Origin of the sequence: Vibrio sp. 10N.222.52.B7, from assembly GCF_041474275.1 — a bacterium.
In the GTDB taxonomy this organism is placed as follows: Bacteria; Pseudomonadota; Gammaproteobacteria; order Enterobacterales; family Vibrionaceae; genus Vibrio; species Vibrio crassostreae_C.
The window spans coordinates 19,281-29,343 of record NZ_JBFRTU010000076.1 but is presented as its reverse complement, the minus strand read 5'-3'; the positions used below and the strand labels follow the sequence as shown (position 1 = coordinate 29,343).

Sequence of the window (10,063 nt, the reverse complement as noted above, 5' to 3'; positions counted from 1 at the left end):
AATAATATTAGTGGCTAATCTATAGAGTAATTAACTTATATCTATAAAAATTAACCATATTAAATCGAATTAAAAGGTTACTTCTTATCTCGGAAGCTCATGCTCTCATTGTTAAAAGGAGTGTGATAGGTGCATTGATATTTGATGTCGATGATATCGCTGACGATGAATAGATCCCCCGATGCTAAGAAACCTCGGTTGGTGATATTCATCGCCGCGGCATTTTTTTTGCAGCCGAGCAACTCCGCGTCTTCTTTAGATACGTTGATCGCTTGATACGTCGTTAAGTAGCTATCGATCTGAAGACCTTTCGCCAATGCATGTTTCTGGATTGAGCTTTCAATGATCTCGGCATTCATCTCTGGGAAGACACTGACAGGGATCTTGGCTTCTTCAATCTGAACTACTTTGTTGTTAATCAATCGAAGCCGTCTAATTTTCCAGATGTAGTCATTGTCGTCTAAAGAAAAAATCTGCTGTTCGTGGTTATCGGGTAGCGCTTTATTCAACTGGAGCTTTTTATAAGAGATCTCTTCAAAACTGTTTTCAGTGATGGAGTTGTACACCAGTGGTGTACCAATGAGAGAAGTGTTGACGAAGTAACCAGAACCCACCTTAGATTTCACCATGCCAATAGCCTCTAGCTTGGCTAGTGCTTTACGAATCGTGAAACGAGATAATCCATATATTTCAGACAGTTCTCTTTCTGCAGGAAGCTTATGGCTGATACTGTTTTGGCAAATTTTGCTCACAATATCTTGAACAACTAATTCATATTTTTTCATTCTAAAAACTTAAAAAAGCACTCATGGTGATTAAATTATAGTTAACTAAATCAGATACTCAGCGCATTCCGAACTGGCCGATAATTCTAACATAGAAGGCCAATTAGATGATGGGAAATGAGCCGTGTTCTATCGTTAAAATACTTCTGACGGCGCATCGACAATCGTGTCATCTAAAGCTGATCTATGTTGATGGTTGTATCGTTTTGAATATTGATAAGGCCGTCGTAATGATGGCCTTTTTTGTACTCTATTGATTGTATATTCTAACCAAGGTTTTAAATTTATAAACGTTCGCTATGAATCTTGATGTGCGGCACTTTGTGTCGTTTTTCCATCAATGACATGGTGATACGGGAGTGTGTATGAGTTCTAATGAAATCAAAAATGTGGTGTTTGATGTAGGCAATGTCATTGTGCGTTGGGCACCTCTGGAAATTGCCCGGCTTACTTTTGGTGATACTGAAGAATTGGAGTCTCGAGCTCGTTCTATTTTTCAAAGTACGATTTGGATGGATTTGAACAAAGGGTTCTTGACCGAAAGTGAGGCCAAGCTTCGTTATCAACAAGAACTCGACTTGTCCCCGTTAGAGTGCGATCGCCTGTTCTATTACGTTAAGCAAACGCAGATCTTATTGCACGGTTCAGTTGAACTCATCGAGCGAGTAAAGTCTGCAGGTTATGGTGTGTACGCGCTTACCGACAATGTGGTCGAGATTGTTGAATACTTAAAAAATACTTATCAATTTTGGGCGTTGTTTGATGGTTCGGCAGTCTCCGCTGAGCTTGGTATGCTTAAGCCACAACCTGAAATCTACCAAGCGCTTTTATCTAATTATGGGCTCAAAGCTTCAGAAACGGTCTTCATTGACGATATGCCTTATAACGTTGAAGGTGCGAGATCTTTGGGTATGGCTGCTATCCAGTTTACCGATGCCGTTCAGTGTGAAAACAGCTTGCAGGCGCTTGGCGTTAATTTATTAGATTGACACCTTGGCGAGTGAGTTAAATTTGAGGGTGTAGAAAATGAAAAGATACCCACCTAAGTCTATCGTTGCATTCTTGTTTTTGACTATATCAGCGCTGGTTTTAGTTGCGGCTGTCGTGCTTCAAATTCGCGGTGAACAAGCGTGCGATAAAACAACGCTGATAATTAGATTAAGAGCCATGCTATTGAAACATCGCTCTTTTTTAGATTTGGATACGCGCTTTCTTGTTTAATCGCGAGTTTGTTCGGCATTCAAATGCCGAATCAACTTGGCTGGAGTGCCGCCGTACAGGCAATCTGGTGGTACATCACTGTTAACCACTGAGTTCGCTGCGATAACAGAGCGAGCGCCAATCGTAACGCCTTGGTTGATGACTGAGTTTCCACCAATCCACACATCGTCTTCGACTGTGATAGGTAGGCAGAAAGTTTCCCACTTACGGCGGCTGAGATAATCCAGTGAGTGGGAGGCTGTGTAAAACTGGGCACTTGGCCCTATCAATACATTGTTACCAATCTTGATATTCGCGCCATCAAGCATCACCACGTTCATGTTGATAAAGGTGTCGTCACCGATCTCGATGGTTTTGCCAAACTCGCAATGAAAAGGAGGACGGACAACGCTGCTTCCTACTTTACCAAACAGATTAGCCTGAAGACTTGGTAGTTGAGTATCGTCTGAACATTGATTCAAGTCTGATAGCGCCTTGCTGGCGTGAGTGCGCATGTGGTCTACCTCATGGTCTGCGCCATCAAAAATCTCACCGGACAGCATTTTCTCGAGTTCTGTTTTCATTGTTTGCATCCCATTCGTCAACATCGATATTAGAATACGGATAATTGGACATAAAAAAAGAGAAAAGCCTAAGCCTTTCTCTTCCTGTTTTTCTACTTAGCAATCAAGATTGCTCAAATTAGATTTGCTCAACGAAACCCATTAGGTGCTGTTTCACTTCGTCTGAAGCAAAAGCGCTCTCTACAGAGTACTTGTAGATCTCTGCGTAGTCTTCTTGTGTTAGACCGAACGTTTCACATACACGCTTCACTTCGTTAGTCATGGTTGTGTTCGACACAGTGCGGTTGTCTGTGTTGATCGTTACAACGATGCCGTCTTTCTTGAATTCAGCAATTGGGTGGTCGCTGAATTTGTGAATACATTTAGTTTGCACGTTACTTGTTGGGCAAGTTTCAAGCGCAACCTGCTTCTCTTTAACGATGTTGTACGCGTCTTCGTTACCTTGGATGTGGACACCGTGGCCGATACGCTCAGCGTCAAGCAGTGTGACTGCATCGTAAACGTTCTGACCATGCCATTGCTCACCTGCGTGAACCGTCACACGGTAGCCTTGTTCAATAGCGTATTGCGTGTACTCAGGGAATTCAGCGCAGAAGCCCGGCTTTTCACCGCCTGCAATATCAAACGCAACCACGCCTTTACCAAGGTATGGTTTACCAGCGTCGATTACATCTTTGATTGAGTCTTTCGGGAACATACGAAGTACAGACATGATGTAGTTGCCCTTAATGTCGTATTTCTCTTCTGCACGCTTCATGCCTTTAACCGCACTTGCGATGATTGCATCAAGAGACAAGCCCTTGTTTACGTGAAGAATCGGTGCAAAACGAACTTCTAGGTATTTAACGTTCTCTAGTGCTGCGTCTTCGTAAAGCTCAAAAGAGATACGCTCAATCGCTTCTTCCGTTTGCATCACTTGCAGTGGCAGGCTAAAGCAAGCTAGGTACTCATCAAGGTTTTTGCAATCTTCAGGCACTGTTAGAGACTTTACTACCGCTTCACGGTCTTCTGGAAGTTCGATTCCGTACTGTTTCGCCAGATCAATAATGGTGTCTGGACGAACACTTCCGTCTAGGTGGCAGTGCAGATCAATCTTAGGGAGTGCTAGAAAGTTCATGAGTATTCCTTAGGTCTATTATTTTTTGAGTTATTAACTCATAGGTTACATGGGCTTAAATTAACAAGTTTGTGATATGATTTAAAGTGACATAAAGTCATCATTAATCTGAATCTAAGGAATATCATGGTAGATGTTAAAAGCTTACTCAAATGTGATATGAATTTACTGCTGTGTTTACACGTGTTGCTTGAAGAGCGCAGCGTGAGCAAAACGGCAGAGCGATTGTTCCTTAGTCAGTCTGCGGTGAGTAAACAACTCACCAAGCTGCGAACTTTGTTTGATGACCCGCTATTTGAGCGCGAATCTAAAGGTCTGTTTCCAACCCCGAAAGCCACCTCTTTAGCGCCTAAGATTCATCAGATCCTTTTGCAAGTTGAACAGCTAACCGTGCCGGACATTTTTGAGCCGAAAGACAGCGAACGCACTTTTAATATCGATCTTGTTGAAACCGCTTATACCGCGATCTACCCTAAATTTATGCCTAACGCGCTAGCAGATGCGCCGAACATTACGGTAAACAGTACTACTTGGAGTAGCGAAACCTTTAAGCGCCTACTAAAGCGTGAGGTCGATTTTGGGATTGGAATTTTTGAGCTCGATGAAAGGGCTAGCACCCACATTCAAAATATCCCTGCTGAGTTAAACCATGTCGAATTGCTGCAAGATTACTCTGTGTGTTTGATGCGTAATGATCACCCGGTGCTCCAGGAAGATTGGAACCTGCAAGCCTTCCTTAAATACCGTCATATTCAGTTAGTCACTGGTGGCGTTGGCGACTGGTTGCTTCTGGAGATCTTGCAAGCCAAACAGCTTCAAATTAACAAAGCCGCCAACGTGTCGGACATCACCAGCGCAGTAAAGCTGTGCAAGCAAAGCGATTTGTTAATGTGTTATCCGTACAACTCGGTTTGTGACTATATTGAGAGTGGCGAACTGGTGATGAAACCGATTCCCATTGAGTTGGTTCCCGGTGGTTTGTTTTTGCTTTGGCATCGTTATTTTGACTCTGAACCAAGTCACAAATGGCTTCGCGACCTAATCGTCAATAAGACCCAAGAACCTCAGCTGTAAACTGCGAGCTACGATGATCAAAACGGCGAAATAAGTTTTTTTAAATTTATTTCGTCTTTTTAGAATGAGCATTGTCTTATTACGGGTGCCAAATGCCCGCCAAGAATGAGATATCTAAATGAATCCAATGCCATCGATTCGTTGGTGTTGATTGATTAGTGCTTAATCCTGATGACAGACAGACAGAAGTAAGGCCAACGTGTATACGCTGGCCTTTTTTATGGTTCTTCGCAGATTAGCGCCAAGTTGGATAAGCGACTCGGCTTGTTGTTACGTTATGCTGGAACCTTAAAACAAGAAACTTGATTGCTGTATTTTGGTACGAAGCACAATTTGTCTGCCGACATTTTTAAGCCGTTTTGCATCTGGATATGTGTTACCGCCCAAATCACGCAGCCATGAGGCAAATTGAATAGCGAGCGAGTTTGAGTGAACAACACGCCGTCATCATAGGCTGGTGTAATGTTCGTCGCTTTGCCTTGCCACGCCTTATGAGTGGTTTGCACATCAATATTTGGAACAATCAATGAGAGCATTTCTGGCTCAACGTCTTTTACGACTTTCAAGCAGATACGACACCCATCGTAGTATTGTTCTATCCAGATTTTATGTGGAATAGCGTGATCATCCCAACCCAGTTGTAAGATATGTTCCATGACTTTGTCCTTGGTATCTAAGAAGGAAAGGCAGTGCTCAACACTGCCTGAATTAGCTCAAATATTATTCGTAACTTAAACCATGTCCGAACGGGTAAAGGGTGTCGGCTTGATCGTACCCAGGGTAGTCTGAGTCTTGGTTTTGAATGGCTTGGGCACTGTTCGCTAAAGCAAATGGCAGTTTTCCTTGAGGAGCAAAGTTGCCTGAAAGTACTTCCATTAGGTTGCTGTCCGAGACACCAAATGTGGCGATCACGGCACCGGCTTGCTTAAGATTACTTTGATCGTCTAGCACGAAGGGTTGTCTAAAGTTGATGGACAATACCGTTTTGTCAGCGCCCACTTCGTTCATAACGGCTTTAATGTCGCTTAGGCTTGGTTCAATATGCCAAGATGCAGCTGTAGCCATTTCACTGAACGCAAGAATATCGAGTTCATCTGGGTTCGCGCCACCAAAGATAAGATCAGGATCTGAGCCTTCGTTAGATACGCGAACACGAATAACCGCATAGTCCGTATCGGCTGGTACTGGTGGACGCGTTTCTCCCGCTTCGTAATCTCCGGAAGTCACGGTAAAGTTGTACTTGTCGTCTCCTGCAATGTTTTCGTCCATTCCCATGACATACAGAGCAACAGGATTTTGTGCGGTTGATTCAGCTAGAGGTAAAGTCTTATTGGTATTTTGAAGTAAGACGACAGACTTTTTCTGTGCGTAATCAGCGCGTTCTTGGTACTTCTCGTTGCCTAAAATCTCTTGGGCTTTTTTCTCATCAACGTAAGTGTTTTCGAAAAGGCCAAGCTTGAATTGTTCTTCAAGTAAGCGTGTGACTGATAGGTCGACACGCTCTTCGGTAAGCAGATCTTTTTCCACGAGTTTCACGATGACTTCTTTATCATGGAAACCTGAAAGAACATCGACTCCAGCTTCGACCGCCATGGCAACCTGCTCATCAATCGTTTTGTGTTCCACACCCCATGCACGATCGCCAATAATGCCGGTATCTGAGTTCACGTTACCTGTGTAGCCCAATTCGTCTCTGAGAAGGTCGGTAACAATGCCTTTTGAGAAGGACATACCAACATCGTTTGGCATCCACTTTTGATCTACAGGGATGCCGTAGTAAGGCATGATTGAAGAAGCGCCAGCCTCAATCGCAGCAATAAACGGTTTTAGGTGGTAATCAAAATTGTTCTTTGGATAGACTTGGTTTTTACCGAAGTCATAATGTGGGTCACCACCGTTTTCTTGTGGACCGCCACCAGGGAAGTGTTTGATGGTTAGCGCGATACTGTCTTCGTTGACCTCACCGCCATCCTGCAACCCTTTGATAAGTGAGCGCATAATGTCAGACGCTAAATCTGCATCTTCGGTAAAGGTTTCGTGTACTCGGTACCAACGAGGTTCTGTCGCCAAATCCATCATGTATCCGTACATACTGCGTAGGCCAATTGAAGACCATTCTTCATTCATGATACCTGCAAATTCAGTGATTAAATCCATGTCGCGAGTGGCTGCTAAACCTGCCTCTTTAGGCCAAGCAGAAAAGGCACCTGAAGAAACGTTGATCCCTGCTTTAGCTGATGGATCTATGTGGTTACGAGCATTGGATTTGAATAGAGCGGGGATACCCATTCGCGTCTGTTCACGCAGTTCTTGAACACTATTCATGAACTGGGCAGCTTCTGTTGGGGTTATCTGACAACCTGAACGGCCTGAATCGCAATCAGGCGCATTGGTAGGTGTTTCAACTACGCTGTTACGGAAGATAAAGCGCGTCATTTGGGCATCGCCAATCATGTCTTGCCCTTTACTACTAACGAGCCCACCTTTGGACGAGTTTAAGGTGTCAATGAGCATCATGCCGGCTTTCTCATCTAGCGTCATGCGGCTAACCAAGTCTGCTGCTCGCTCTTCTGGAGATAATCGCCAGTCTTCAAAAGGCTCCAGTGTTCCATTACCGTTAGAATCTCGGAATTGGTAGCCCTCAACGTTCAATACATCATGAACACGAGAGTGAACTTGGGGTTGCTGGAAGTTATTGTCGCTATCAGATGAGTTACATCCTGCAAGAAGCAACGCGATTGCTATAGGTGTCAGGGTAAGACGCTTCATGGTCACGATCCTATTGTTAGTATAATAATAAGTACATGACCAATTTTAATAATTAATGGACTATTGGTTAACCAAAATAGGTCAAACTAAAGGTTTGGATCACCATATAAATTTAATTGGTGATTTAATTCAATTTAGTATTGGAAATATATTGACGAAGTTTAAATAACGTAAACTTAACTAGATTTAATTTTTTGATATCCAATTAATCCCCATTTAATTAGTGATGTATTACTTCCATATTTTAAATTTAGAATAAAAAATATATTGCCTATTTTATAGTTAACAATCTGCGTTGATGTAAACGATAGATAGTGACCATGTTGGTGACAATAAAGGTGATTTCGACAAAGGACCCGGCAATCGAACCAATCCAAATGTTATGGCTAGCCCAACAGAAAGAATTGAATAAGATCAAGGACCTCAATGCGATGCCTTGTCTTGAAAAGAGTGCCCATGTCGCAACGGATGAACCAACAACCGTAATAAATTCAAAGAAATGATTCATGTTGGGTAAAGTCATGCACCACATCAAGCCAATAAAGAACCACATCACTTTGCGCGATTGAGTTTTTATCGATACATAGCTGCGAATAGCATTAATAATTACGCCTATAGCCGCCACTATGGCGCCCATTAATATGAAATGGATACTCATTACAAAACAAAAGATCATCATCTGGTAGCGAAAACGCATATCATCTTTTTGCCAAAATGCCATTACACCGATACAAAAAGCCAGGCCGCCAACTCCTTGTGTTATCCAGTTTTCCATATTTAGCCTTTATTTTTAAGATGCTATCGAGCACGATTAAATATTAACTTTGAAAGAATAATGCTCAACCATAAAATAACCCTCCAAAAGGAGGGCTAGATATAACGTCAAAATGCTATTGCACTAGGTTTAATTGACTAACTTAACGGCTTCACGAGTTAAATGAGCCAGCTCTTCCCAATTGCCTTCTTCAATCAGCTTCTTATCCACCATCCAAGTACCGCCACATGCGAGCACGCGAGGTATCGCTAGGTAGTCTTTAATGTTGTTTGGGTTGATACCACCGGTCGGCATGATTTCAATATCCGTGTAAGGCGCAAGAAGTGACTTAACCATGTTGATGCCACCTGATGCTTCAGCAGGGAAGAACTTCAATGTGGTTAAGCCCATTTCTAGAGCGGCTTCTACTGTACTCGGGTTGTTGACTCCAGGAATGATATCAATACCAATCTCTTGGCAGGCTCTTACCGTGTTTGGGTTAAAGCCAGGAGAGACTACAAACGTTGCGCCTGCTTCTTTAGCCGCAATAGCTTGCTCACGATTGAGCACAGTGCCTGCGCCGATCAACATATCTGGTTGTGATTCACGAAGTAGACGAATAGCTTCAACTGCAGCTTCCGAACGGAATGTAATTTCTGCTGCAGGTAAACCATTTTCAGCTAACACTTTACCCAGAGGGATGATGTCTTCAGCGTTGTCGATAGCGATCACAGGGATAACTTTCAGTGTTTTCAGTTGTTGTTTGATGTTAGACATTGGTATTCCTTAAATGGCTGTGATGGCCGCTTGAGTGAGTTCTTTTGCAATAATGGCACCACGATGTTGGATAACGACGCCTGCCATGGTATTGCCGCGCTGGCATGACTTTGTTAAGTCTTCGCCCGCAAGGTAAGCCGATAAAAATCCGCCATTGAATGAGTCTCCTGCCGAGGTCGTATCAACGACATGATCAACAGGCAGGGTTGGCACCGCTAGTGGAGCCGAAGCGGCACCAGAATCTGGGTGTATGTTACTTTGAATGGTGGCATCTTGAATGAGACAGCCATCTGCACCCAGTTTGACGATGCATCGCTTAACACCCAGCGTCGTTAGACGTTCGATAGTTTGTTCTGGAGAGCTATCGCCCCAAATTAATTGTTCATCATCGAATGTGACCAACGCTAAATCCGTCAATGTATACATGGCCTGGTAGCTGTTTTTGACGGTTTGGTTTTCGTCTTGTGGCCAAAGTGCAGGGCGGTAGTTACTGTCGAAGGCAATCTCAACACCTTGTGCCTTCAACTCAACCAAGATGTTCAATAGCTCGATACGATCTTGTTCAGGCAGAATCGCTAATGTGATCCCGCTGAGAAAGACCATATCGACATTGCGCAGTGCCTGCTTTATCTGATTGAAATCTGGGTGCTGTAGCAGGTAGCGTGCAGCCGACTGGTTTCTCCAGTACAGAAAGGTACGTTCACCTGCGTCATCAAGCTGAATTAGGTATAGACCCGGAGTACGTTGGCTGTCTTGTAGAACAAGGTCCGTCGACACCCCCTCTTGTTGCCAGCGTTCTAACATTCCCTTGCTAATCGGGTCTGCGCCCAAAGCCGTGACGTAGGACACTTTTATGTCATCTTGATTGAGGTTGGCCTCGCAGCCGCGGCTTAGATAGACCGCAGCATTGAGTGTGTCCCCGCCAAACGTTTGATGCATTGAGCCGAACGGTTTGCCGTTAAGCTCGATCATGCACTCACCAATAATGGCGATATGTTTCATG

Annotated in this window: 11 protein-coding genes; 3 read left to right on the top strand and 8 right to left on the bottom strand. The window is 43.7% G+C overall.

The genetic code is table 11. The annotated features are described in order from the left end of the window. Positions 1–77: 77 nt before the first annotated feature. Positions 78–785: a GntR family transcriptional regulator gene (locus tag AB4512_RS18505; RefSeq protein WP_017061088.1), complete on the bottom strand. Its 708-nt coding sequence runs from the start codon at positions 783–785 to the stop codon at positions 78–80. Between the two features lie 365 nt (positions 786–1,150). Here AB4512_RS18505 and AB4512_RS18500 point away from each other — a divergent pair, with 365 nt between their 5' ends. Together AB4512_RS18500 and AB4512_RS18495 are read left to right on the top strand one after the other, a co-directional pair. Further along, positions 1,151–1,774: an HAD family hydrolase gene (locus tag AB4512_RS18500; protein ID WP_372175318.1), complete on the top strand. Its 624-nt coding sequence runs from the start codon at positions 1,151–1,153 to the stop codon at positions 1,772–1,774. Between the two features lie 37 nt (positions 1,775–1,811). After that, positions 1,812–2,006, top strand: a complete 195-nt coding sequence (locus tag AB4512_RS18495; protein WP_017072485.1) for a hypothetical protein — start codon at positions 1,812–1,814, stop codon at positions 2,004–2,006. On the opposite strand, the gene AB4512_RS18490 is transcribed toward AB4512_RS18495, so the two are convergent. After that, positions 2,003–2,569, bottom strand: coding sequence for a sugar O-acetyltransferase (locus tag AB4512_RS18490; RefSeq protein WP_102321248.1), 567 nt, complete (start codon positions 2,567–2,569; stop codon positions 2,003–2,005). The two genes, AB4512_RS18495 and AB4512_RS18490, sit on opposite strands and share 4 nt — an antisense overlap. Positions 2,570–2,687: 118 nt before the next feature. Then, positions 2,688–3,686: an adenosine deaminase gene (gene add / locus AB4512_RS18485; protein WP_017061091.1), complete on the bottom strand. Its 999-nt coding sequence runs from the start codon at positions 3,684–3,686 to the stop codon at positions 2,688–2,690. Between the two features lie 126 nt (positions 3,687–3,812). Here add and AB4512_RS18480 point away from each other — a divergent pair, with 126 nt between their 5' ends. Further along, positions 3,813–4,760, top strand: coding sequence for a LysR family transcriptional regulator (locus AB4512_RS18480; protein WP_048662505.1), 948 nt, complete (start codon positions 3,813–3,815; stop codon positions 4,758–4,760). 275 nt (positions 4,761–5,035) lie between these two features. On the opposite strand, the gene AB4512_RS18475 is transcribed toward AB4512_RS18480, so the two are convergent. The 5 genes from AB4512_RS18475 to AB4512_RS18455 form a co-directional block, all read right to left on the bottom strand. After that, on the bottom strand, positions 5,036–5,416 hold the full coding sequence (locus AB4512_RS18475) for a hypothetical protein (RefSeq protein ID WP_102321247.1): 381 nt from the start codon (positions 5,414–5,416) through the stop codon (positions 5,036–5,038). Between the two features lie 64 nt (positions 5,417–5,480). Continuing rightward, complete coding sequence (locus AB4512_RS18470; protein ID WP_102398630.1) at positions 5,481–7,529, bottom strand: glycoside hydrolase family 3 N-terminal domain-containing protein; 2,049 nt, start codon at positions 7,527–7,529, stop codon at positions 5,481–5,483. 271 nt (positions 7,530–7,800) lie between these two features. After that, positions 7,801–8,304 (bottom strand): YgjV family protein, encoded by a 504-nt coding sequence (locus AB4512_RS18465; RefSeq protein WP_372175317.1) that lies wholly within the window; start codon positions 8,302–8,304, stop codon positions 7,801–7,803. A gap of 129 nt (positions 8,305–8,433) precedes the next feature. After that, positions 8,434–9,060: a bifunctional 4-hydroxy-2-oxoglutarate aldolase/2-dehydro-3-deoxy-phosphogluconate aldolase gene (locus tag AB4512_RS18460; RefSeq protein WP_017068137.1), complete on the bottom strand. Its 627-nt coding sequence runs from the start codon at positions 9,058–9,060 to the stop codon at positions 8,434–8,436. A 9-nt stretch (positions 9,061–9,069) separates the two neighbouring features. Beyond that, entirely contained in the window at positions 9,070–10,062 is a 993-nt protein-coding gene (locus tag AB4512_RS18455; RefSeq protein ID WP_372175316.1) for a sugar kinase, read from the bottom strand. Position 10,063 lies beyond the last annotated feature (1 nt).